The sequence below is a fragment of the Polaromonas sp. genome (assembly GCF_012927455.1).
GTDB lineage: Bacteria > Pseudomonadota > Gammaproteobacteria > Burkholderiales > Burkholderiaceae_C > Polaromonas.
The window spans coordinates 389,926-413,987 of record NZ_JABBPE010000016.1; the positions used below are offsets into that span (position 1 = coordinate 389,926).

At 63.3% G+C, this 24,062-nt stretch carries 18 protein-coding genes and 1 pseudogene; 13 read left to right on the forward strand and 6 right to left on the reverse strand.

Annotated features, from left to right (window positions below; translation table 11 throughout):
* Positions 1-13 precede the first annotated feature (13 nt).
* Genes HHJ18_RS16930 through HHJ18_RS16945 form a run of 4 tightly spaced genes read left to right on the forward strand, consistent with a single transcriptional unit; the run spans position 14 to position 7,793 of the window.
* Positions 14-4,228, forward strand: a complete 4,215-nt coding sequence (locus HHJ18_RS16930) for a YhdP family protein (protein ID WP_296917009.1) — start codon at positions 14-16, stop codon at positions 4,226-4,228.
* On the forward strand, positions 4,225-5,031 hold the full coding sequence (locus tag HHJ18_RS16935) for a carbon-nitrogen hydrolase family protein (protein WP_296917010.1): 807 nt from the start codon (positions 4,225-4,227) through the stop codon (positions 5,029-5,031). The genes HHJ18_RS16930 and HHJ18_RS16935 overlap by 4 nt, the downstream gene beginning before the upstream one ends.
* A 10-nt stretch (positions 5,032-5,041) precedes the next feature.
* Entirely contained in the window at positions 5,042-7,156 is a 2,115-nt protein-coding gene (locus HHJ18_RS16940) for a nitrogen regulation protein NR(II) (RefSeq protein WP_296917011.1), read from the forward strand.
* Between the two features lie 10 nt (positions 7,157-7,166).
* Positions 7,167-7,793 (forward strand): response regulator, encoded by a 627-nt coding sequence (locus tag HHJ18_RS16945; RefSeq protein WP_296917012.1) that lies wholly within the window; start codon positions 7,167-7,169, stop codon positions 7,791-7,793.
* Between the two features lie 149 nt (positions 7,794-7,942).
* Here HHJ18_RS16945 and HHJ18_RS16950 read toward each other — a convergent pair whose 3' ends face one another.
* Positions 7,943-8,095: a hypothetical protein gene (locus tag HHJ18_RS16950; protein ID WP_296917013.1), complete on the reverse strand. Its 153-nt coding sequence runs from the start codon at positions 8,093-8,095 to the stop codon at positions 7,943-7,945.
* Here HHJ18_RS16950 and HHJ18_RS16955 point away from each other — a divergent pair.
* From HHJ18_RS16955 to HHJ18_RS16990, 8 genes are all read left to right on the forward strand, one after another.
* A complete protein-coding gene (locus HHJ18_RS16955; RefSeq protein ID WP_296917014.1) occupies positions 8,043-9,305 on the forward strand; it encodes an MltA domain-containing protein in 1,263 nt (420 codons plus the stop codon). The genes HHJ18_RS16950 and HHJ18_RS16955 overlap by 53 nt on opposite strands.
* 18 nt (positions 9,306-9,323) lie before the next feature.
* Complete coding sequence (locus HHJ18_RS16960) at positions 9,324-9,689, forward strand: hypothetical protein (RefSeq protein WP_296917015.1); 366 nt, start codon at positions 9,324-9,326, stop codon at positions 9,687-9,689.
* 242 nt (positions 9,690-9,931) lie between these two features.
* On the forward strand, positions 9,932-12,199 hold the full coding sequence (locus tag HHJ18_RS16965; RefSeq protein ID WP_296917017.1) for a PhoX family phosphatase: 2,268 nt from the start codon (positions 9,932-9,934) through the stop codon (positions 12,197-12,199).
* 299 nt (positions 12,200-12,498) lie between these two features.
* Positions 12,499-13,935, forward strand: a complete 1,437-nt coding sequence (locus HHJ18_RS16970) for an alkaline phosphatase (RefSeq protein WP_296917019.1) — start codon at positions 12,499-12,501, stop codon at positions 13,933-13,935.
* Between the two features lie 70 nt (positions 13,936-14,005).
* Entirely contained in the window at positions 14,006-15,388 is a 1,383-nt protein-coding gene (locus tag HHJ18_RS16975) for an alkaline phosphatase (RefSeq protein WP_296917383.1), read from the forward strand.
* Positions 15,389-15,444: 56 nt separating this feature from the next.
* On the forward strand, positions 15,445-16,062 hold the full coding sequence (locus tag HHJ18_RS16980) for a hypothetical protein (RefSeq protein WP_296917020.1): 618 nt from the start codon (positions 15,445-15,447) through the stop codon (positions 16,060-16,062).
* Between the two features lie 40 nt (positions 16,063-16,102).
* Positions 16,103-16,258: a hypothetical protein gene (locus HHJ18_RS16985; protein ID WP_296917022.1), complete on the forward strand. Its 156-nt coding sequence runs from the start codon at positions 16,103-16,105 to the stop codon at positions 16,256-16,258.
* A 1,235-nt stretch (positions 16,259-17,493) separates the two neighbouring features.
* Positions 17,494-17,943, forward strand: coding sequence for an RNA-binding protein (locus tag HHJ18_RS16990; RefSeq protein WP_296917024.1), 450 nt, complete (start codon positions 17,494-17,496; stop codon positions 17,941-17,943).
* 208 nt (positions 17,944-18,151) lie between these two features.
* Here the strand turns inward: HHJ18_RS16990 and HHJ18_RS16995 are convergent.
* The 4 genes and pseudogenes from HHJ18_RS16995 to HHJ18_RS17010 all read right to left on the reverse strand — a co-directional run.
* Positions 18,152-18,493, reverse strand: a pseudogene (locus tag HHJ18_RS16995) (SDR family NAD(P)-dependent oxidoreductase); the annotation flags it as partial.
* A gap of 96 nt (positions 18,494-18,589) precedes the next feature.
* Positions 18,590-19,231, reverse strand: coding sequence for an LPS export ABC transporter periplasmic protein LptC (lptC, locus tag HHJ18_RS17000; protein WP_296917385.1), 642 nt, complete (start codon positions 19,229-19,231; stop codon positions 18,590-18,592).
* Positions 19,232-19,284: 53 nt separating this feature from the next.
* Positions 19,285-19,869 carry an HAD hydrolase family protein gene (locus HHJ18_RS17005; protein ID WP_296917026.1) on the reverse strand — a complete coding sequence of 195 codons (585 nt, stop codon included), beginning with the start codon at positions 19,867-19,869 and terminating at the stop codon, positions 19,285-19,287.
* On the reverse strand, positions 19,866-20,858 hold the full coding sequence (locus HHJ18_RS17010; protein ID WP_296917028.1) for a KpsF/GutQ family sugar-phosphate isomerase: 993 nt from the start codon (positions 20,856-20,858) through the stop codon (positions 19,866-19,868). The genes HHJ18_RS17005 and HHJ18_RS17010 overlap by 4 nt, the downstream gene beginning before the upstream one ends.
* 124 nt (positions 20,859-20,982) lie before the next feature.
* On the opposite strand from HHJ18_RS17010, the gene HHJ18_RS17015 reads away from it, so the two are divergent.
* The gene (locus HHJ18_RS17015) at positions 20,983-22,968 is read left to right on the forward strand and encodes a monovalent cation:proton antiporter family protein (protein ID WP_296917030.1); all 1,986 of its coding nucleotides are present in this window, start codon (positions 20,983-20,985) and stop codon (positions 22,966-22,968) included.
* 211 nt (positions 22,969-23,179) lie between these two features.
* Here HHJ18_RS17015 and HHJ18_RS17020 read toward each other — a convergent pair whose 3' ends face one another.
* Positions 23,180-23,854 (reverse strand): hypothetical protein, encoded by a 675-nt coding sequence (locus HHJ18_RS17020; protein ID WP_296917032.1) that lies wholly within the window; start codon positions 23,852-23,854, stop codon positions 23,180-23,182.
* Positions 23,855-24,062: the final 208 nt, after the last annotated feature.

Genomic DNA, 24,062 nt, shown 5'->3' on the forward strand with positions numbered 1-24,062 from the left:
GGCGATAATTCTCATGTCAATGGAGCCCACGATAGCCATCCCGTCTACCCCGCCAGCTTTGCCCTCGCGCCGTCTGCGCTGGATCGCCCAAGCGATGCGCTGGTTGCTGTGGCTGCTGGCATCGGCCTGGATACTGTTTGCCCTGAGCTGGTTCGTGCTGCATGGCTGGATTGTGCCGCGAATTGGCGACTACCGTCCGCAGCTGGAAGCAGTAGCCAGCCAGGCGCTCGGGGTGCCGGTGCGCATCGGCCATCTCAGCGCGCATTCCGAGGGCATGATTCCCTCGGTTGAATTGCGCGATGTGACGCTGCTCGATCCGCAAGGGCGTGCGGCGCTGCGCCTGCCCAGCGTGCGGGGGCTGCTGTCACCCTCCTCGCTGTGGGGGCTGGGCTTTGAACAGTTGACCATCGATAAGCCCGAACTCGATATTCGGCGCACCGCGGACGGGAAGATTTACGTCGGCGGACTCGATATCTCGCAGACCCTGAGCAGCGGCTCCACCGCCGTGGCAGACTGGTTTTTCTCCCAAAGCGAGCTGGTCATTCGTTCCGGCACCGTGCGCTGGACCGACGACCTGCGCCCGGCGCCGCCGTTGGCGCTGACGCAGGTGGACTGGTCCATGCGCAACACGCTGCGCCGCCATTCGATGCGGCTGGACGCCACGCCACCGGCCGAGTGGGGCGAGCGCCTGAGCCTGCGCGGTATCTTCCGGCAGTCGCTGTTGTCGCGTGACGCCGGCGATTTTGCCGGCTGGAACGGACAGCTGTATGCCGAGGCCAGCCGCCTTGATGTGTCGCGCCTGCGCCAATACGCCGGCGCCGACACGCTGGGCGTCGAACTGATACGTGGTTACGGTGCGCTGCGCGCCTGGGCCGATGTCAGCAGGGGAAGAATTACCGGCGCCACGACCGACCTGGCCTTGCGCGACGTCGATGCAAAGCTCGGTCCCAAGCTGGAGTCGCTGGCCTTTGAATCGATGGCGGGGCGCATTGCCGGCGCACGGCGCGCCAACGGCTTTGACCTGAGCACCGAGGATCTGCGATTTCGCATTCGCGACGGCCTGCAGTGGCCGGGTGGCAACGTCACGCTGGTCTACACCGGCGCGCAGGCGGGCAAGCCGCAGCAAGGCGTACTCAGGGCGGACAAGCTGGACCTGGCCGCGCTGGCGCAAATCACCAGCCGGCTGCCGCTGGACAGCGCCAGCCATGCCCTGATCAGCTCCTTTGCACCGCAAGGACTGGTGCAAGGCCTGGACGCGCGCTGGCAGGGGCCACTGGCCGCGCCCGCCAGTTTTGCCGCCAAAGGCCGGGTCGCGGGCTTGAGTGTGGCGGCGTCCCCCGCCGGACCAGCGTCCGCCGCAGCGCCTGGGCGGCCGGGCGTCAGTGGCGCGGATGTCGATTTTGATGTGACACAGGAGGGCGGTAACGCCCGCATCAGCATTGCCAAAGGCGCGCTCGATCTCCCTGGAATCTTTGAGGAATCGCGGGTGCCCCTAGATCAGCTGACGACGCAGGCGCAATGGAAGCTGTCGGGACGCAAAATTGAGTTGCAATTGCGCGACCTGCAGTTTGCCAATGCCGACGCGCAGGGACAGGCACAAGTCAGCTGGCGCACCGAAGATGCGGCGCCGGACACCTCAACGCCCGGCGCACCGGACCGGCGCTTTCCCGGCGTACTCGACCTGCAGGGCAGCCTGAGCCGCGGCGACGGCACGCGGGTGCACCGCTATTTGCCCCTGGTTCTGCCTGACGAGGCGCGCCACTATGTGCGCGACGCCGTGCAGCAAGGCCAGGTCAGCGATGTGAAGTTCAAGGTGAAGGGAGCCCTCAGGCAACTGCCGTTTGCCAACCCGGCCCAGGGCGAGTTCCGCGTGTCTGCCCAGGTGCGCAACGGCCAGCTGGACTATGTGCCGAAAGCGCTGCAACCGGCGGGCGCCGCGCCCTGGCCGGCGTTGACCGAGCTCAAGGGTGAACTGGTCTTCAACCGGTCCGCGCTGGAGGTCAATGGCGTCAGCGGAAAAGTCGCTGGCTTGCCTGGCCTGCAGTTGCTCAAGGGTGAAGCCAAGATTGCTGACCTGCTGCACAACGCCACGGTCGAGGTAAAGATAGACCTCAACGGGCCGCTGGCCGGCGCACTCGGTTTTGTCAACGGATCGCCGGTGGGCGGCATGACCCAACAGGTGCTGGCCAAGGCCGTGGCCAGCGGCTCGGGCGACTACCGCTTCAAGCTGAGTTTGCCGATTCAGGCGATCGACAAATCGCGGGTCGAGGGCAGCATCGTCCTTCCCGGCAACGACGTGCAGTTTGCCCCCGGCACGCCGCAGCTGGCGCAGCTCAAGGGGCAGGTCTTAGTGACGGAGCGCGGCTTTTCGGTCAGCGGCGCGCAGGCCCGGCTGCTGGGCGGCGAGATGCGCTTTGACGGCGGCACGCGCAGCGCGCCAGCGCCGGCAGCCGGCAGGCTTGAGAGCGACCTTAACGTGGCCTTCAAGGCGCAGGGCACGCTGACGGCCGAAGGGCTGCGCGAGGCAAAAGACCTGGGCACACTGGCCCGGCTCGGGTTCCATGCCAGCGGCGCCACCGCCTATGCCGGCACGCTGGGCTTCAGGCGCGGCGCGGCCGAGCTCACGCTGGCCAGTTCCCTGCAAGGTCTGGCGCTCAATTTGCCCGCGCCCTTGAATAAAACGGCTGAAGCAGAACTGCCGCTGCGCGTCGAAAAGCTGCTGCTGCCGGGCGCCTCAAATGCCGGGCAGCCCGAACAGCCGCTGCACGACCAGCTGTCGGTCAACATCGGTCGCGTCGCCGCTATCAACTATGTGCGCGACCTGAGCGGCAGCGAACCCCTCGTGCTGCGCGGCAGCATAGCGGTGGGACTGGAGCCTGGCGATTCAGTGGCGCTGCCGACGGCGGGCGTGGCGGCCAACATCAGGCTGGCCCAGGTAGACCTCGATGCCTGGGGGAAAATCTTCGATAACGCAACGGCGGGCAGCGCGGCGCCGGCCGCCTCAGCGGGCAGCGCTGGCGCGCCAGCCAACCGGCCGACCGACACCGCCGCCCTGAGCTACCTGCCCACGCTGATGGCGATACGCGCCACGGAGCTGGTGGTGCAGGGGCGCCGGCTCAACAACGTGGTGGTGGGCGGCTCGCGGGAAGGGCTGAACTGGCGTGCCAACATTGATGCCACCGAGCTCAACGGTTACCTTGAATTTGGCCAACCCGCCCGCGGCAGTGCCGGCCGCGTCTACGCCCGGCTGGCGCGCCTGAACCTGGCGGCCGGCACGGCCAGCGACGTTGAGGCGATTCTGGACGAACAGCCCGCCAGTATTCCGTCGCTGGACATCGTGGTCGAGGACATGGAACTGCGCGGCAAGAAGCTGGGGCGCGTGGAAATTGACGCGGTCAATCGGGATGGCACGGCAGCAGCAGGCGGCGTGCGCGAATGGCGCTTGAACAAGTTCAATGTGACCATGCCCGAAGCCATGCTGACCGCGACCGGAAACTGGGTGGCGGCCAAGCCGTCGGCGGCCGCCGGCGCCGCGCGCAGCGAGCGCCGCCGCACCGAGATGAACTTCAAGCTCGACATTGCCGATTCGGGCGAACTGCTCAAGCGTTTTGGCATGGACGGGGTGATACGCCGCGGCAAGGGCAAGCTCGAAGGGCAGATCGACTGGCTCGGCTCGCCGCTAAGCCCTGATTACCCGAGCATGGGCGGGCAGTTCAACGTGAACGTGGAGTCGGGGCAGTTTGTCAAAGCCGACCCGGGCATTGCCAAGCTGCTGGGCGTGCTCAGCCTGCAGTCGCTACCGCGCCGCCTGACGCTGGATTTTCGCGATGTGTTTTCGCAGGGCTTTGCCTTTGACTTCGTGCGCGGCGACGTCAGCATCGAGCAAGGCCGGGCCAGCACCAACAACCTGCAGATGAGCGGCGTCAATGCCGTGGTGCTGATGGAGGGCAGCGCCGACATCGGCCGCGAGACGCAAGACATCAAGGTGGTCGTGGTGCCTGAAATTAACGCCGGCACCGCATCGCTGATTGCTACCGCCATCAACCCGGCGCTGGGCGTCGGAACCTTCCTGGCGCAGCTGTTCTTGCGGCGCCCGCTGATGGAGGCCGCTACCCAGGAATTTCACATTGATGGCACCTGGGCCGATCCTAAAATCAGCAAAATAGACCGCAAGGCGCGCGCCGCCGCCAAAGCCGCCGAGCGCCCCACAGAGAACAAGACACCATGAAAATAGCCGCGATCCAGATGGTTTCAGGCAGCAGCGTGCGGGACAACCTGGACGCCGCGGGGCAATGGCTGGCGCGCGCCGCCGCCCAAGGCGCCGAGCTGGCGCTGCTGCCCGAATACTTTTGCGTCATGGGCTTGCAGGACGGCGACAAGCTGAAGGCGCAGGAAAGCTTTGGCGCCGGCTTGATTCAGGATTTCTTGAGCGATTCGGCGCGGCAATTGGGCCTGTGGATTGTCGGCGGCACGCTGCCGCTGGCGACGCCGGACGCCAGCCGCGCACGCAACAGTTCGCTGGCCTACGCGCCCTCGGGCGAATGCGTGGCGCGCTACGACAAGATTCATTTATTCAGGTTCGCGCAGGGCCTTGAAGCCTACGATGAGACCCGCGTTCTGGAGCCCGGCACGCAGCCGGCCGGCTTTGATCTGGCCTCCCGCGATGGCCATGTTTACCGCATCGGCATGAGCGTTTGCTACGACCTGCGCTTCCCCGAGCTGTACCGCGCCCTGAAGGCTGACGTGCTGCTGGTGCCGAGCGCCTTCACCTACACCACCGGGCAGGCGCACTGGGAGGTGTTGCTGCGTGCCCGCGCCATCGAGAATCTGGCTTATGTAGTGGCGGCAGCGCAGGGCGGCACGCACGAAAGCGGGCGCCGCACCTGGGGCCACAGCATGCTGGTGAGCCCCTGGGGACAAATTCTGGCGCTGCACGCCGAAGGCGCGGGGTTGGTGATGGGCGAAGTCCTGGGCGCCGAGCTGCAGGCGCTGCGCGGCCGTTTGCCGGCCTTGCAGCACGGCGTACTTTGAGGCTTGTCGCGTGAAGTTTCCCGCAAGGCGTGGCGTCAGCTGGGCCAGCCGACGTGGCTCGCTGTGGGCCTTGCTGATGGCGCTGGTGGCGGCCCTGCTGGTCACTTTGGTCTGGTTGTCAGGACGCTACGAGTCCAGTCTGGTGCAAAGCCGGCTTGAGCATGACGCGGCGCAGACCGTCGCCGACATCCGCTCGGGGCTGACGCGCAATATCCAGAGTTTTCAGGCGCTGCACCCCGGCGAAAGCAGGCCGGAGGCCTGGCAGACGCAGGCCTCCGGCCTGCTGCGCGAACACCGCGAAATCATGCGGCTGGAATGGCGCAACGAGGCGCTTGACATCGTCGGCCTGGCCGAAACGCCGTACCGCCGTTCGGTGTTTGAACAGCTGGGCCGGGTCAGCCTGCAGGCCGATGTGACCCCGACCTGCGCCACCGCGCGCCGCCTGAGCGGCGCAACCTATTCCGCCAGTTTTTTCATGCCGCAGGCCGACGGCCTGGGCCTGGAAGTGCTGGACATGTGCATGCCCATCATGCTGGCGGGCCGCCTGAGCGGCTACGTCGTGGCGAGCTATTCGCTGCAGGACATGCTGGGCGAGCTGGTGGGCCGACAGCTGGCGCGCGGCGTCGGCCTGTCTTTCACCGAAGCCGATGGCACGCGGCTGGCGCTGCATGGCGCGCCTGCGTCTGGCAGCCGGATTTACATCGCCCATCAGCTGCTCGATTTGCCGGGCAACACGCTGGTGCTCAGGCGGGAAAGCCGCCTCGGCACGCCGGCGCTGTTTCCCAACGTGCTGACGGCGCTGGTGACGGCCATGTCGCTGGCCTTGCTGGCCGTGCTGCTTTTGCTGGCGCGCGACATGCGGCGGCGCCAGAAGGCGGAAAACGAGCTCGGCGAGGCGCTGGCCTTTCGCAAGGCCATGGAAGACTCGGTGTTGACCGGCCTGCGTGCGCGCGATCTGCAGGGGCGCATCACCTACGTCAACTCGGCCTTTTGCAAAATGGTCGGCGTGGACGCCAAGGAGCTGCTGCAGCAGAACGTCTCCTCTCCGCTGCCCGTGTACTGGCCGCCCGAGCTGGCCGGCGCTTACCAGCAGCGTCAAGAAACCCGGCTGACCGGCGACACGCTGCCGCGCGAAAGACATGAGTCGCTGTTCATGCGGCAGGACGGCACGCGCTTTCCGGTGCTGATCATGGAGGCGCCGCTGATCAACGCGGTGGGCAAGCACACCGGCTGGATGAGCGCGATTCTGGACGTCACCGAGCAGCGCCGGGTGGAAGAGCTGTCGCGCGCCAGCCAGGACCGCCTGCAGGCCACGGCGCGGCTGGCCATGGTCGGCGAGATGGCCTCGCTGCTGAGCCACGAGCTGAACCAGCCGCTGGCGGCCATTTCAAGCTACGCCACCGGCTCGCTCAATTTGCTGCAGGACCAGATTGCTATGGCTGACAAGGACTCTGCGCCAGTCGCTCTGGCCCAGCCAGCTGCGGCCGGCCATTTGGCCGCGCCCCTGTCCGAGGAACTGCAGTTGGCGATGCGCCGCATTGCCGAGCAGGCCGAACGCGCCGGCAAGGTCATCAAGAGCGTGCATGACTTCGTGCGCCGGCGCGACCGGGAGCGCGAAGCGGTGGCGCCGCGCGCCCTGCTCGATGCGATCATGCCGCTGCTCAGCCTGCAGGCGCGCAAGCTTGGCGTGCGCGTGCTGATTGAAGTGGACGAAGCCTGCGCGCCGGTGCTGTGCGACCGCACCATGGTCGAGCAGGTACTGCTCAACCTCTCGCGCAATGGCATGCAGGCGATGCAGGGCGCGCCAGAAGGGCCAGCGAGCGCCGCGCGATCAGCGCAAGGCGGCAAGCTGCTGACGCTGCGCATCCGCCCGGCCGCTGCGGATGGGCCAGTCCGGCGCGTCGAGTTTGCGGTGATCGATGGCGGCGAGGGCATTTCGGCCAGCGTCGCCGCGCGGCTGTTCACGCCCTTTTTCACCACCAAGGACGAGGGCATGGGGCTGGGCCTGAGCCTGTGCCGCACCGTGGTGGAGCAGCACGGCGGCCTGCTCAAGTTTGCCGCCTTGCAGCCGCGCGGTACCATTTTCAGTTTCACGTTGGCAGCGGCGGCGCCGGACACTGCTTAAGAAAGTTGCCATGGAACCGACTCACGATGCGATGGTGTACATCGTTGACGACGACGCCAGCGTGCGCGAATCGCTGGCCTGGCTGCTGCGCACGCGCCGCCTGCTCAGCGAGACCTTTGACAGTGCCGAGGCGTTTGATGCCAGGGTCTCAGGCCAGTTTGCAGTGCGCGCGCCTTCGTGCGTGCTGCTCGATGTGCGCATGGCGGGCCTGAGCGGCCTGGCGATGTTCGAGAAATTGATTGGCTACGGCTTGCTGCCGACCCTGCCGGTGATTTTTCTGACCGGCCACGCCGACGTGCCGACCGCCGTCGACGCCGTCAAGCGCGGCGCTTTTGATTTCTGCGAGAAGCCTTTTTCAGACAACGCGCTGGTCGACCGGATCGAGCAGGCACTCGGCCTTTCTGCCGCGGCGCTGGCGCAACAAAACCAGTCCACCAGTCTGCAGGCGCGGCTTAATGGCCTGACCGAGCGCGAGCGCGCTGTGATGCGGCTGGTCGTCGGCGGCATGCCCAACAAGCTGGTGGCCGACCAGCTCGAGATCAGCGTGCGCACGGTGGAAGTCCACCGGTCGCGGGTTTTTGACAAAATGGGAGTTAAATCGGCCGTGGAGTTAGCCAATTTGCTACGCAATGTGTAGTCAGGCGGTCCTGATTTCCGCCTCGGCAACATTTGTTGCTATTATTTTTATAGCTGCTTGCGCCCGTGTTATATGAGCTAGAGCCCGATTTAACGGTTTTTTTGGTGCCTGTGGCGCGGGCCGGCGTTGCGAAGACGCCGGGGCCGACCCTAATCAGGTTTTTTGTCAGCAGCCGGGTTTTCGCCCGGGCGCGGCGAATCGTCCTTCAGTTCACCATTTTTACGCCCTGAAAACATCGTCCACCACACAATGAATACCAGTAGCAGCAACGCCCCCAGGGCCTCAAGTAACAGCAGCGTCATGACATTTCCCCGGATTAATGCGAGCGATAGCGGTGCGATGCGCGCCATGCGACCAGCCTTAATTATCGCCATGATCGCGCTGTTGGCCGCGTGCGCCAGCCCGTACCGGCCCGGCCCGGCGCCCGCACCTGCACCGACTTCGCCTGGCCCGGCCGACAGCGCGCCCGCCGCGGCAAGCCGCCGACCCGGCGACGCCGGCGCGCTACCGCCAGCGCTGCAGCGCGGCAAAAGCCGCTGGGTGGCGGTGCGCTGGGCGGAGCTGCCGGGTTTTGAAGACGACGCGCTGCACGAAGCCTGGAACGCCTGGCTCAAGAGCTGTGAGCGCCCCGGCCCGACCTTCGCACCGCTGTGCGGCGACGTCAGGCGCCTGAGCATTGCGGCGGCCGAAGAGCAGCGCAGCTGGATGGTGACGCGGCTGCAACCCTACCGCGTCGAAACTCTGCAAGGCAGCGCCGACGGTTTGCTCACCAGCTATTACGAGCCCGTGCTCAAAGCCAGCCGGCAGGCCAGCGGCGGCTACGAGGTGCCGCTGTACCGCGCGCCCGTTGCGCTGGGCGGCCGCAAGCCCTGGTTCTCGCGCCAGGAGATCGACACGCTGCCCGAAGCCAGGGCGGCGCTGCAGGGACGCGAGATTGCCTGGGTGGCCGACCCGATCGAGGCCATGTCGCTGCACATCCAGGGCTCAGGCAGGCTGCAGATTACCGAGGCCGATGGCTCCCAGCGCGTCATCCGGGTGGCTTATGCGGCATCGAATGAGCAGCCGTTTCGCAGCGTCGTGCAGTGGCTGCAGGAGCAGGGCGAAGGCCGGATGGTGGCGCCCTGGGTAACGTCCACCAAGCTGTGGGCCGCAAGAAATCCGCAGCGCGTGCAGCAGCTGCTCTGGAGCAACCCGCGTTACACGTTTTTTCAGGAGCAGCCGCTCAGCGACTTTGACGCCGCCTTCGGCCCCAAGGGCGCGCAGGGCGTGGCGCTGACGGCAGGGCGCTCCATTGCGGTGGATCCAGGCAGCATCCCCTACGGCACGCCGGTCTGGCTGACTTCGCGCGGTGGCGCGGCCACGCTGCAAAAGCTGGTGCTGGCGCAAGACACCGGCAGCGCCATCGTGGGCGGCGTGCGCGCCGACTATTTTGCCGGTACCGGGGCGCAGGCCGGCGAGTTCGCGGCGCGCGTCAACCAGCCGCTGCAGCTGTGGGTGCTCTGGCCCAAGTAAACCGCGAAAGGAAACACCATGATCGAGCAGACGGGTAAACCGGTGAGCGTATTGACAGTCCTGACAGTCCTGACAGTCCTGACAGCATTGCTGGGCGCGCTGGCGCTGGCCGGCTGTGCCGGCCGCAGCGGGCAGGCAGCGGCGCCGCTGTACCGCTGCGAGCACGGCCTGCAATTCACAGTGCGCTTTATCGACGACACCGCGCTGCTTGACGGCAGCCGCGGCCACGACCTGCTGTACCGCGACGCAGGCGGCCAGGGCGACAAGCAGACGGTCTTCAGCAACGAGCGCGTGCGCGCCGAATTTGGCCTGGGCGCCAGCGGGCGCGAGGCCGTACTGCGTTATCCGCTGCTGCCGTTGGTGGCGCGCTGCGTGCGCGACTAGTTCGGTAAAATCAGCGCTAAAAAGTGCCTGTAGCCCAATAAGGACGGGCGCTATAAGCTATGAATAATATAGCAAACAAGCGCCGTCGGAAGCGCTTGATCGGGGCTTCCCCGCGCCGCAAAGCAGCGCGCCGTGGCGCGCCGTAGCAAAGCCCACACTGGTGTCACGGCACTGTCACGGCGCCGTCATAGAAGCTGCTTAACGTCTCGGATTGATTATTCAACCCGACGAAAGGCTCTCCGATGAACGCAATCACCCGCTCCGAGCAGTTAACGTTGCAGTCGCATGACGAGGAAAACTGCAACACCAGCGCCAACGCTTCGCTGAACGACGTTATTGAAGCGCGCATGAGCCGCCGCAGCGTGTTCAAGGCCGGTTTGGGCAGCGCCGGCGCCGCCGTGCTGGGAAGCTTCGGTCTTGCCGCCTGCGGCGGCGGAAACGATGGGAACACGGGAGCTGCGCCGCCGCCGGCGCCCGCGGCCAGCCTGGACTTCAAGGCGGTTGCCAAGAACAGGCTTGATGCGGTCACGATTGCCGAAGGCTACACCGCCAAACCCCTGTACGCACTGGGTGACCCGCTGAGCGCTGCCACGCCGGCCTACAAAAATGACGGCAGCGACACTGACTTTGACAACCGCGCGGGCGACCACCACGACGGCATGCAGTATTTCGGCCTGAACGCAGCCGGCACCGGCCGCGACGCCGACAGCAGCGAACGCGGCTTGCTGGTGATGAACCACGAAGCCACCAGCAACAGCGGTGGCGAGATTGCCTCGACCTTCTTGCACGTCGATGGCGGCACCAACACCTTGCCGCGCCCTGCGGCCGAGGTGGACAAGGAAATTCCGATTCACGGCGTGTCGGTGGTGGAAGTTCGCAAGATCAACGGCCAGTTTGCCTATCAGAAGAACTCGGCTTTCAACCGCCGCATCACCCCCTTGACGCCAATGCAGCTGAACGGCGTGGCGCGCGGCCATGCGCTCATGAAAACCAGCTTCTCCGCTGCCGGCACCGACTGCCGGGGCACGCTGAACAACTGCGGCACGGGCTTGACGCCTTGGGGCACCTACCTGAGCGGCGAGGAAAATTGGGCCGGTTACTTCACCCGCTCGGCTACCGACAACACGGCGCGCGGCGGCGCCTTCGCCAACAGCGTGGTGGCGTTGAACCGCTATGGCCGGGCGCAAGGCGCGGCAAGCCGCCATGGCTGGCAAAGCGCCGGCACGGCAGACCAATACGCGCGCTGGAACGTCAGCCAGCGTGGCGCGTCGCCAGACGGCAGCGATGATTACCGCAACGAGCTGAACACCTTCGGCTACATGGTCGAGATCGACCCGTACGACAAGAACACCCTGATCCGCAAGCGCACGTCGCTGGGCCGCTTCGCGCATGAAAGCGGCATTTTTGGCAAGGCGGTGGCCGGCAAGCCGCTGGCGGTTTACATGGGCGACGATTCCCAGGGCGAGTACATCTACAAGTTTGTTTCCACGACCCACTGGGCTGCCGCTGACGCCTCACCCGCCAACCGCATCACCACCGGCGACAAGTACCTCGACAGTGGCAAGCTGTATGTGGCCAAATTCAATGCCGATGGCAGCGGCCAATGGATTGAACTCAGCATGGCGAACGCGGCCGTGGCTGCCTATGCGCCCTACAAATTTGCCGACAACGGCGATGTCGCCGTCAATTTACGTTTGGCCGCCGACGCCGTTGGCGCGACCAGGATGGACCGCCCCGAGTGGAGCGCGGTGCATCCGGTCAGCGGCGAAATTTATTACACCCTGACCAACAACGCCAGTCGCAAGGTTGAACCCACCGGCACCGAGACCGCGGTGGATGCGGCCAATCCGCGTTCCTACACCGACGCGCCGACCGCGCCAACTGCACCGCGCAACGTCAACGGCCACATCCTGCGGATGCGCGAGGCCGGCGATGAACCCGCGGCCACCGGCTTTGCCTGGGACGTGTACCTGTTTGGCGCGCAGGCCGATGCGGACCCGGTTCGGGTCAATCTGTCGTCGCTGACCGATGACCAGGACTTCTCCAGTCCCGACGGCGTCTGGTTCAGCCCCAAAACCGGCCTGTGCTTTATCCAGACCGATGACGGCGCCTACACCGACGTCACCAATTGCATGATGCTGATCGGCAAGCCCGGCAAGGTCGGTGATGGCAGCACGCCAACCCTGAGCTACACCAAGGCAGACGGCAGCACCCTGACGGTGCAGACCCGACTCGGCGCCAAACCCACGGCGGCCACGCTCAAGCGCTTTCTGGTCGGCCCGGTCGATTGCGAGATCACCGGCTGCACCGAAACGCCGGACGGCAAAACGTTGTTCATCAACATTCAGCACCCGGGCGAGACCATCCGCAAAGCCAATCTGGCTGATCCGACCAAATACCTCAGCCACTGGCCCGGCAATGCCGGCTACGGCGCCGGTGGTGCCTTGGCACGCCCGCGTTCGGCCACGATTGTCATTACCAGGAACGACGGCGGCCTGATCGGCAGCTAGGCGATTGATCTGCGGGGGAGGAACAATAAGTCGGTCCCGGCCCAGCCGGTTGCCCGGTCTCCTGCGGGGACCGGGTTTTTTCGTTAATTTGCTATCTAATTTATAGCTTATAACGCCCGGCCAGCGGGGGCTACAGGCATTATTTGCTTCGATATGAGGTACGGGACGCCGACCGCGCCAGTAGTTGCCAGCCTTTGTGTCAAATCATTTGCGGCATGTACTGGAAAATCGTGGCGTCACACCCGTGTCATTCAGCGTCAGCACACTTGGCAAAATTTTGATTTCCTCAAGGAGTATTCATGAAACGATGGTTTGCGTTATCACTGGTCTCGCTGGCCGTGCTGGGAGCCTGTGGCGGGTCCAACAACAGTTCAAACGCTGCCTCAAGTGCTGCAGCTCAGCCGCCCAAAAACGTACTGTTCTTCCTTGGCGACGGCATGGGCATGACCACCATGACGGCGGCCCGTATTTACAAAGTCGGTGAAACCGGCGAGCTCACGATGGACACGCTGCCCGAAACGGCGTTCATCAAGACCTTCTCGGCCAACAGCCAGGTCACCGACAGTGCACCTTCCATGTCGGCTTTCATGACCGGCGTCAAGATGAACAACGAAGTGCTTTCGATGAGCGCGGAGACCTCGGCCTTTGACCTTGCCACAACCAAGGATTACTTTGCCGGGGCCGATTCGACCTGTCCGGTGAGCGGCAACGGCAAACCGGTCACCACCTTGCTGGAGCTGGCAAAAACAGCGGGGCGCGCGACCGGCGTGGTAACGACCACCCGCATCACCCACGCCACGCCCGCAGCCACCTACGCCCATCTTTGCCACCGCGACGGCGAAAACACGATTGCCGCGCAACTGGTTCCCGGCGGCACGGGCTTTAACCCGGCGCTGCTCGACGGCGTGGACGTTGTCTTTGGCGGCGGCGTGCGCCACTTTTTACCCAAGGAAACCACCGGCAGCAGCCGTACCGATTCACGCGATCTGGTTGCCGAAATGAAAAAGGCCAATTACAGCTACGCCGCCAACCGCGGCGAATTTGACAAGCTGCCCGCCACCGGCAAGCTGCTGGGGCTGTTCACGTCAAGCCACATGGCTTACGACATTGATCGCGACGGCGCCAAGGAGCCGAGCCTGGCCGAGATGACGGGCCGCACGATTGACCAGCTCAAAAACAATCCGAAGGGCATGTTCATGATGGTCGAAGGCGGCCGCATCGACCACGCGCTGCACGAAACCACCGCGCGCAAGGCGCTGCAGGACACGGTGGCCTTTGACGACGCCATCAAGCTGGCCATCGACAAGATGAAGCTGATTGATCCGGGCTTGAAAAACACCTTGATCGTCGTCACCGCCGACCACGACCACACCTTGGTATTGAACGGTTACGCCGCACTGACCGGCAAGACCACCGACGCCAGTCCCGGCGTGCTGGGTTTATTGCGCAATTATTTCGACGGAGCGATTGCGTTGGACAAGGACAAAAACCCGTTCACGATCATCGGCTTTGGCAATGGTGAAAACCGCCCGGCCACGCGCGGCGCACTGCTTGACGCCCAGGTGGCTGACAAAAATTACCACCAGGAAGCTGCCATTCCCACCGCGGCGGGCAGCGAAACGCATGGCGGCGCTGACGTGTTTCTTGGCGCCATCGGCGCGGGCGCTGAAAGCTTCGCCGGCGTGATGGACAACACCGCCGTGTTCGGCTTGATCCGCAAGGCCGCTGGCCTGTAAGACCTGACAACCTACTGAAGACTACCTCATGAAAAACCTTTATCGCCTTTTTCGAAATTCCCGACGCTTGATGGCCCCGGCCCTGCTGGTCACTGCGCTGGCTCTGGCTGCCTCACAGGCCATGGCCGCGGGTGAAGCCAAAAATGTCATCTTTTTCCTCGGCGACGGCATGGGTCCGGTCACGTCGACTGCCAGCCGCATTTTCAAATACGGTGAAGCGGGCCAGCTCACAATGGACACCTTGCCGCGCACGGCGCGCATCAGGACCTTTTCGCTCGATGCGCAAACCACCGACAGCGCGCCCTCCATGGCGGCCTACATGACGGGCGTCAAGATGCGCAACGAGGTGCTGTCGATGGACGGCAACACCAAAGCCATCGCACCCACAAAAGATGCCGTGACCGGCGTCTCCAATGCCGTCAATAACTGCCCTGCCAGCGGCAACGGCGCGGCAGTTGCCACAGTGCTGGAGCAAGCCGCCGCCAAAGGCAAGGCGACCGGCGTGGTCTCGACCGCGCGGCTGACGCACGCCACCCCGGCAGCGACTTACGCGCACATCTGCCACCGCGACACCGAGTATGAAATCGCCCGCCAGGCCACGCCGGGCGGCGCCGGCTACAACGCTGCGCTGGGCGCCGGCATCGACGTGTTGATGGGCGGCATCAGCTACTACTGGCGTCCGTTCAACGCGACGAGCATGCCGCGCGGCCGCCCCGACGGGCGCGACCTGGTGGCGGAGCTGCAGGGCAAGGGCTACAGCTATGCCAATGACCTGGCGTCCCTGAATGCAGCGCCCGCCGGCAAGATCATTGCGCTGTTCGATCAGGCGCTGACGCAGGGGCATATGTCCTACGAGCTGGACCGCGACGCCACCAAGGAGCCTAGCCTGTCGCAAATGACCGTCAAGGCGATTGACGCGCTGGCTAAAAACCCCAACGGTTATTTCCTGATGGTCGAAGGCGGGCGCATCGACCACGCCTTGCACGGCACCAACGCGAAGCGGGCGCTGGCCGAGACCATCGCCTTTGACGACGCCATCAAGGCGGCTTTGGGCAAGGTTGACTTGAGCAACACGCTGGTCGTGGTGACCGCCGACCATGACCACACGATGGCTTTCAACGGTTACTCGCCGCTGGGCAACGACATTCTGGGCAAGAGTCGAGACGTCAAATCCAGGCAATTGGCCAAGGCTGCGGATGGGCTGCCTTACACCACGCTGGTTTTTGGCAACGGCACCGGCGCGCGCAAGGCCGTGCGCGATGACCTGACGAATGTCGACACCTCGGGCGACAAGGACTACAAGCAAGAAGTCGGCGTTCCTTTGTCCGGTTCCGAAACCCACGGCGGCGGCGACGTATTTTTATACGCAACCGGTGCGGGCAGCGCGCTGTTCAAGGGATCGGTCGATAACACCAAGGTCTACGGCATGATGAAATCGGCGTTTGGATTCTGATGCGTTCCGCATTAATTTCCATTGCCTCAGGCCTGGTTGCGCAGATGGCGTGCTTGATGTCACCGCCCGCAATTGCGCAGAACGTCGACCTGCTGGTCACGCACACCACTATTGCCGCCGGCGCTGACGGCATCAAACGCAGCACTGAGTTTTCGGAGCGCATGGTGCGCCGCGAAAATCAGGTCTGGGTCGAGCGCGTGGTTCCAAAAAGCTGGCACTCGGCCGGCGAGCACGCGCATGCCGACAAGGCGCACAAGCACCTGGATGTCGCCGTTGCGGCGCGCTGGATCACGCAGGATGGTGCTGGCAAATTGCGCGTGCGCCTTGCGTCCAAAGAAGACAAGGTGCTGGTCGATGTGGACAAGACCGATTTCGCCAACATCGACTTTGACGGTTCGTGGTTTGCGGCTTATCACCTCATCGATCCGGCTGCTTTGAAGGCCATGAAGCGCGCTTGCAAAAAGGGCGATCTGACGTCCTACCTGAGCACGGACAAGGCGCGGCAACTCAGGGTGGTGTGGAATGACAGGCTCCAGTTGCCGGTGCTGGTCGAGTCGGTTTCCGGCGCTTCCAGCAAAAAAACCGTCGTCGAAGTCAAGCCGCCCGGCAAGACGCTACCGTGGCAAGTGACGCAGCAGTACACGCGCAAGGACTATTCAGACTATCTGGATTAAGGTTTGCCTGAACGCTTCGGGTGCAGCTAGACCTCGGCCCATGTCATCTTTTGAAGAGCAACTGGTCGAGTGCCGCGGCTACCTCGTCCGCTTTGCGCGCCTGCAATTGCGCGCCTACGACCCGGCGGAAGATGCGCTATCGGAAACCCTGCTGGCGGCCCTGTGCAGGCCGCAATCATTTGGCAACCGCTGCTAGTTCAAGACTTGGCTGGTGGGGCTTCTCAAACATAAAATCATCGACCTGATTCGCAGGCATGCGCGGCTGGTAGCACTACCGGACGCTCAGACCGACGGCGAGGGCGATGAACTTGATCGCCCGGCCTGTCAGGTCGACGGCTGCTTTGCCGAGAACCCCTTAGTGACTGGGGCAACCCCGACAAGCCCCTGCAACAGGCGCAATTCTTTCAAATACTGGGCGCCTGCATGGAGCGGCTGCCGCCAGCGCCTGGCCGGCTCTTTCCGATTCGTGAGTGGCTGAAACTCTCCACGCAGGAAGTCTGTAAGGAGTTGACCCTGACGCCGACCCACCTTTATGTCCGGTTGCACCTCGCCTGCCTGAGCCTGCAGGAATGTATGAACATTCGCTGGTTTGGCCAGCGCTGCGCATGACCTTCGGGCATCGTTGCTCTTTTCAGCCGTTGCAGAGAAATTAACCATGCCTTTGCTCAGACGCACCGGCCGGCAGGCCGCCTCGCTACAGATCGCTCGCGAAGACCGTCCGCCAAGCCTGCTCAACCGCGTCGCCCTAAAGCTGCATCTGATGGCGTGCAAGGCCTGTCCAAAATTCGAGAACCAGGTTTTAAACATGCGGGCAGCGATGGGGCGGTGGCCTCCACCCTTGATTGAAAATTTTTGTAACTATTTCTTGTTATGTTGCAGAGGGTAATTGACCTTCTGCAGGCTTCGGCTGGCGGTGAAGGCTTGTTGGAATTTGAAATTTTGTGCGCGGCACGGTGCGTCGGTGGATGATTTTGGGGCTCGCACATTGGGTATAGGACTTCCAAATATTTTGTGTGTGTGTTCGCTCACTTTTTTAAAATGCAAGCCAGGCCGTGATCCAAGCTCAACAGTCCTAATTTCTTGATCGGATCAGAAGCGGTTTTGTGGTGGATTTTGTCCATCTTTCTTGCTCCGCCTATCCTTGCCGCTTGGCAAGTCACCGCGATGCCTTCGCGAGCGATCACCATCCTGGTATGCCGCGCAGGCCGGCAAAAACAGCAGGCCGCCCTGTTCATGCGGGCTGGCAAGGTCCTGTCACCAAGATAGCGGGTTGTCTTTTAGCAAACTGCAGCATAATATAGTAGGGCGAATATCACTATTCGCACACGTTAGGTGATCGGTCAGTTTCGCGCGCTACAGCGGTAAGTTCAAGATTTGTTGTGCTATCGGGACCCCATCGCTTTTGTTATTGTGTTTTAGAGGAGTCCCTTCATGGGCAACAAACTATACGTCGGCAATCTGCCTTATTCGGTGCGTGACGAAGATCTGCAACAGTCGTTCGGCCAATTTGGCGCTGTTACCAGCGCAAAAGTCATGATGGAACGCGATACGGGTCGCTCCAAAGGCTTTGGCTTTGTCGAAATGGGCAGCGATGCAGAAGCTCAAGCCGCAATTACCGGCATGAACGGTCAGCCTTTGGGTGGCCGCAGCGTTGTCGTGAACGAAGCGCGCCCGATGGAAGCACGTCCTCCACGTAGCGGCGGCTTCGGCGGCGGCAGTGGTGGTGGTGGTTACGGCGGTGGCGGCGGCGGTGGTGGTTACGGCGGTGGCGGTGGTGGTCGTTCCGGTGGCGGCGGTAGCGACGGCGGTTTCCGTAGCCCATACGGCGGCGGCGGCGCCGGCGGTGGTCGTTCCGGCGGCGGTGGACGCGGCGGCTACTAAGCCCTAAAAAAACACAGTACTGGCCGACTGACCAGTCGTACAAAACCTCTTCAATACTGAAGAGCGCCATAAAAAGGCTTCAAAATTGCGGTTTTGAAGCCTTTTCGCATTTTGAGCTAGCCCATTCGGTTGCCGCAGCCGAAGTTTTCCATTCTTTGCACTTCGCAGCCGCGACGCCGCTAGATGGACCTCACAGCGGATCATCGGATCAAAGCTCTCCCAGACGGCGTTTGCGCGCACGTCCTGCCAAAGCCCAGTCAAACAGTGCATTGGGTAGCACGCACAGCAGCTTGGCCACCACGCCCATCTTCCACGGAATGGCGCGGCAACTGCTGCCAGCCTGGATCTCGCCGAATGCTGTGTCGGCAAACACGTCGGCCCTCATTAAAAAATAGCATGCATAGCGATATTGCCGCGTCAGTGGCGTGTCGATAGTGTCCAGGCAGATTGTCAACACCTTCACTTCGCTGGGCCGAAGCTCCCCTCGCAGACTCTCACAATAACTGATGACTGCCGCCTTGCTGGCGCAGTAAGCGCTGTGGCCCGGCACGCGCCAGTGATGAACGCAAGCCTGGACATGACCTGGCTTCGGGTAAAAGAAAGCAGATGAAAACAGAGCCTGGTGCTACAGCGCCGCGCTGGCGCGCTACGGGCGAGGGGTGGACGCAGGCCGGGCTGCGCCGGAAGCATGGCTGGGCATCAGCAGCGCCCGGACGCGTCCCTTGAGATCAGCCACCTGGTCCAGGTTATCGTAGGCAAAAGTGTCCCCGGTGAACTGGTCAGCGCCGCGGATCAGCACCACAGGCTTATGGGATTTGACGCGTTCGTCGTTTAAAAACGCATGCAGAAATTCTCCCCGAAATTCCATGCGTGGCGTTTCCTTGCCATCAGCTTTCACCTTGGCCTCGCGCACCACCACCGCATTGCCGGTCAACTGCACTTCGGAACCATCGCCGTTGACGTAAGCACGGTTGCCGGTGGCGGTCGTGACATGCCCTTCGACATTGATGCTGCGAATCCGCGCCTGGTCAATTTCCAGAATGTCGGTGTCCGAAAAATGCCGCCCTTCAATGCCGTAAATTTCGCTTTTGAGTTTGCCGCCCTCGTCAAATGTTTTGACGGTGAATTTGCGCATGAAATAGTCGACATCATGACTTGCCTCCCTAGCCGCCTCGGGCGTGCTGAACATCGGCGTATTGCGCACCAGCCAGTAGGTGCCCAGGGCCAGCGCACCCATCAACAGCAGCGGCATGTAGATGGCCAAGTTGTCCCACAAGCGAAAAACCATGCGCCATGCTCGCCTGAAGAGCTGCCGCGCACCAGGCTCGTGCGAAGAAGTTTTCACTGGCCATATTCCTGCAGCAAACCGGCATAGCGCCCACTGGCGACGAGCAGCAGGTCGCACAGCTCGCGCGCCGCACCATGGCCGCCACACGCCTGCGTGACGTAGCGTACTTGCGCCCTGACTTCGGCGTGTGCATTGGCCGGCGCACAGCTCAGCGCCACGCGGCGCAACACCGGCAGATCGGGCCAGTCATCGCCCATGGCCGCCGCGGCGGTCCAATCCAGGCCGAGCGCCTGCAGCGTGCTCTCGGCGGCAGGGCGTTTGTTTTCGGTGCCAAAGTGTGCCTGCGCAATGCCCAGCGCCTGCAGCCGCGCACGCAGCGCAGGGCTGTCGCGGCCCGTGATGATTGCAGGCGTGATGCCAGCTTTTTGCAGCAACCTCAGCCCCATGCCATCCAGAATATTAAAGCGCTTGAGCGTCTCGCCGGCTTCTGACATGTACAAGCCGCCGTCCGTCAACACGCCATCCACATCAAAAAATACCACTTTCACGTTTTGCGCGTACAGCAGCAGTTCGGGCGGAAAATTCAAGGCCGGCTGCAGCGCCGGCAAGGCCTGTTCAATGACAAGCGCGCGGGTCATATGACTTTAGCCCGCATCAGGTCATTGGTATTGAGCGCACCACACAACAGACCCGCTTCGTCCACTACCAGCACGCTGGTAATGCGGCATTGCTCCATCAGGGCCACCGCCTCCACCGCTAGAGAGTCTGACCGCACGGTCAGCGGATCGGCATGCATCACATCGCCGGCCTTGCTGCTGCGCAGGTCCACGCCTTTCTCGACCAGTCGGCGCAAGTCACCATCCGTGAAGATGCCGAGTACGCGCCTGCCCTCGTCCACCACGGCCGAAGCGCCCAGCCCCTTGGCGCTCATCTCGCGCATGAGCTCAGTAAACGGGGTGTCCAGGCGCACCTGCGGAATCTCGTCGCCAACACGCATCACGTCACTCACATGGGTCAGCAGCTTGCGGCCGAGCGCGCCACCCGGGTGCGAGCGGGCAAAGTCTTCCTCCTTGAAGCCACGCGCATCCAGCAGCGCCACTGCCAAGGCGTCGCCGATGGCGAGTTGCGCCGTCGTGCTGGCCGTGGGCGCCAAATTGAGTGGACAGGCTTCCTGCGCCACGCTGCTGTCCAGTGTGATACGGGCATGTCGGGCCAGCGCCGACTGCGGGCCGCCGGTGATGGCGACGAGCGGCACGCCCAGGCGGCTCAGCACCGGCAAGATGGCCATCAGCTCTTCGCTCTCGCCGCTGTTGGAAATCGCCAAAACCACGTCGATGGCCTTGATCATGCCGAGATCGCCATGGCTGGCTTCGCCCGGGTGCACAAACATCGCCGCCGTTCCGGTAGACGCCAGCGTGGCGGCAATCTTGCGGCCGATATGACCGCTTTTCCCCATGCCCATGACCACAACCCGGCCTCCGCACACCAGCATCAGCCGCACCGCCTGGGCAAATTCAACACCGACGCGACTGGACAAGTCGAGCACGGCGGCAGCTTCTATCTCAAAGGTTTTCCGGGCAAGGCGCAAGGCCTGTTCGTCATCAAAATTCGCGGCGTCAAAACTCATGCGCCATTCTATCGAGGAGCGCGGGTGCCCACGCCAATTGAAAAGTGCCTTGTCATGGCGTGGATGTGAAGAGAGAAGAGACAACGGCGCTCTTTCGGCCATTGGCCTGGGCTACCATCAATGCATGACCGCGCTCGAACTGACTCTGCTGTACCTGCTGGCCGCAGTGCTGGGCGTGGTAGCCTGCCGTTCGCTCAAGCTGCCGCCCATGCTTGGCTACCTGGCAGTGGGCGTGGTGATAGGGCCCAATGCGCTGGCGCTGGCGCAAAACTCCGATGGCGTGCGCCATCTGGGTGAGTTCGGCGTGGTGTTTTTAATGTTTGTGATCGGGCTGGAATTTAATCTGCCCAAGCTGCGCTCCATGCGCCGCCATGTCTTTGGACTGGGGCTGCTGCAGGTCACGCTCACCATGCTGCTGGCGACGCTCGGGTCGCTGTTTCTGGCCAGCCTGGCGCCCGCCTTGTGGACCATGGGCTGGCAAACCTCGCTGGCGCTGTCGGGGGCAATGGCGATGAGCAGCACGGCCATCGTGGTCAAGCTGCTGTCAGAGCGGCTCGAGCTCGACGCCGAACACGGCAAGCGCGTGATGGGCGTGCTGCTGTTCCAGGATCTGGCCGTGGTGCCGCTGCTGGTGCTGATTCCTGCGCTCGGTTCTTCCCCCGACAAGTTGTTCATGGCGCTGGCGCTGGCGGCACTGAAAGCCAGCGTGCTGGTCGGCCTGCTGCTGACTGGCGGCCAGCGCGTCATGCGCTGGTGGCTCACGCTGGTGGCGCGGCGAAAAAGCGAAGAGCTGTTTGTTCTCAACCTGTTGCTCGTCACGCTGGCGCTGGCCTGGCTGACCGAGATGGCCGGCCTGAGCCTGGCGCTGGGCGCCTTCATCGCCGGCATGCTGATCTCCGAGACCGAGTACAAGCACCAGGTAGAGACCGACATCCGGCCGTTTCATGATGTCCTGCTCGGCCTGTTTTTTATCAGCATCGGCATGTTGCTGGACTGGCGAGAGGTAGCGGCGCAGTGGCCCATGGTGTTGCTGCTGCTGACGCTGCCGGTGCTGTTCAAACTCGGGCTGGTGATGGCGCTGGCTCGCTCGTTGGGCGCCACCGCAGGGGTTTCCCTGCGCACCGGCCTGTACCTGGCACAGGCTGGCGAGTTTGGCTTCGTGCTGCTGACGCTGGCGCAGGGCAACCAGCTGGTGCCGCCGGCGCTGCTCAACCCTATCCTGGCCAGCATGGTGCTGTCGATGCTGGCCACGCCCTTCATCGTCCAGTACAGCAACCAGATCGTGATGAGGCTGGTGTCCAGCGAATGGCTGCAGCAGTCGCTGCAAATGACCACGATTGCGCGCAAGTCAATCAACGCTAACAAGCACGTCATCATTTGCGGCTATGGCCGCTGTGGCCAGAACCTGGGCCACTTGCTGGAGCGTGAAGGCATCCCCTACATGGCACTGGATCTGGACCCGGATAGGGTGCGCCAAGCCGCGGCAGCCGGCGACTCGGTGGTGTTTGGCGACGCGGTGCGGCTGCAGGCGCTGATCGCCGCTGGCCTGGCGCGCGCCAGTGCCGTGGTGGTGACCTATCTGGACACCGCCAGTGCGCTCAAGGTGCTGGCCAACACACGCGCCCACGCGCCCACGGTGCCGGTGATTGTGCGCACGGTCGATGACCACGACCTGGAAAAGCTGCAGGCGGCCGGCGCCACCGAAGTGGTGCCCGAGGCCATCGAAGCCAGCCTGATGCTGGCCAGCCATGCGCTGGCGCTGGTGGGCGTGCCGATGCGGCGTGTGATCCGCCTGGTGCAGGATCAGCGCGATGCGCGCTACAGCTTGTTGCGCGGTTACTTTCGCGGTGCCGACGACGATACCGCCAGCGAGCGCGAACAGGAGCGCCTGTCGACCGTGACGCTGCCGCCGTTCATCCACGCCGTCGGCCAGCCGCTGGGCACGCTGGCACTGACAGGCGCTGGCGTGCGCGTCGTGAGCCTGCGCCGAGGCAACGGCAAAACCATCAAGGCGCTGGAAGAAACGCTGCTTGAATGCGGCGACACGCTGGTGTTGTCAGGCAGGCCCGCCGCGTTGGCATTGGCCGAGCAGGAACTTCTGCGCCCTTAACGTTCCCAGCCTGCACACAACAACGGTGCTGGCGCGCACGGCAAATTGCCGGGTCGCTGCACTTTTTCCTGAACACGGGCTTCAGGCGCGTGTCGCGTGTGTCCTTCACGGCGCTGTTTTTGCTATTAAATACATAGCTGCTTGCGCCCGTATTCATTGGGCTAGAGAGCTTTTTTATAGCTGAATGCAGTGAGGAGCGCTCCTGCTGGGGTTAATTGAGATCGCCGTACTGCGTAGCGCTGAGCGCCGGGCCAGAAGCCGGCTCCGCTATCACCGTGTCCTCAAAGCCGGTGAGCAGTGTGTAGGAGCGGGTGTTGCTTCGGCTCTTCTCCGCGCTCTGCGCAGCAGCGGTAGGGCCATGCGCCGACGCTGCGAGCAGCGCCTGTTTAAATGCGGTTACCTCTTCCGAGCGAATCGGCTCGTAGACACCCAGTGTTTTGGCGTGCAAGTCGGGCTCTGGTGCAGCCCCGTCGGCATGGCGCGGCTGCGGCTTGCCCGTTGCCGCCGCTGCATCCATGCGCCAGTAGACGGCGGGCACAGTGATTTCAAAACGCGCTTTGGCGTGTTGCGCGATCAGCGCCTCGATGGCACCCAGTTGCTCGGGTCCGCCTTCGAAGCCCTTGCCCAGATCCAGCATGATCAAAAATTCGTTGCCTGTCTGGTCCAACGACAGCACCTTGAACTTATAGCTGGCCGACAACACGCCACCGCGGGTCATCGCCTCGCGGACCGCCACATACAACTGCTCGCGGCGGGAATGGCGTTTAAGCCTGCTACCTTCAACCGCTAACTGCGGCTGCTGGGCAATGCCCGGATGCTTGGACTCAGCATTGGCGACAATTTTGGTCTGCCGGGACTTGTCGGAAAACCATTTTAGGAAGGACATAGACAAAATTCTTTTGTGTTGAATGTGCGTCTCGCCAAATTTCTGCGGACTTTGCTGCGATCATCCGGCGCTGCCGAATTGATCCCATCTGGCCACGGAAGGCAACCCTGAAATCGCTTACGGGACGTTCAAGAGCCTTTGACTCTACAAGGGCCACAGACAACTCTGCTATTTGCTTGCATTTGATACATGCGCCGGCCGAAGATTG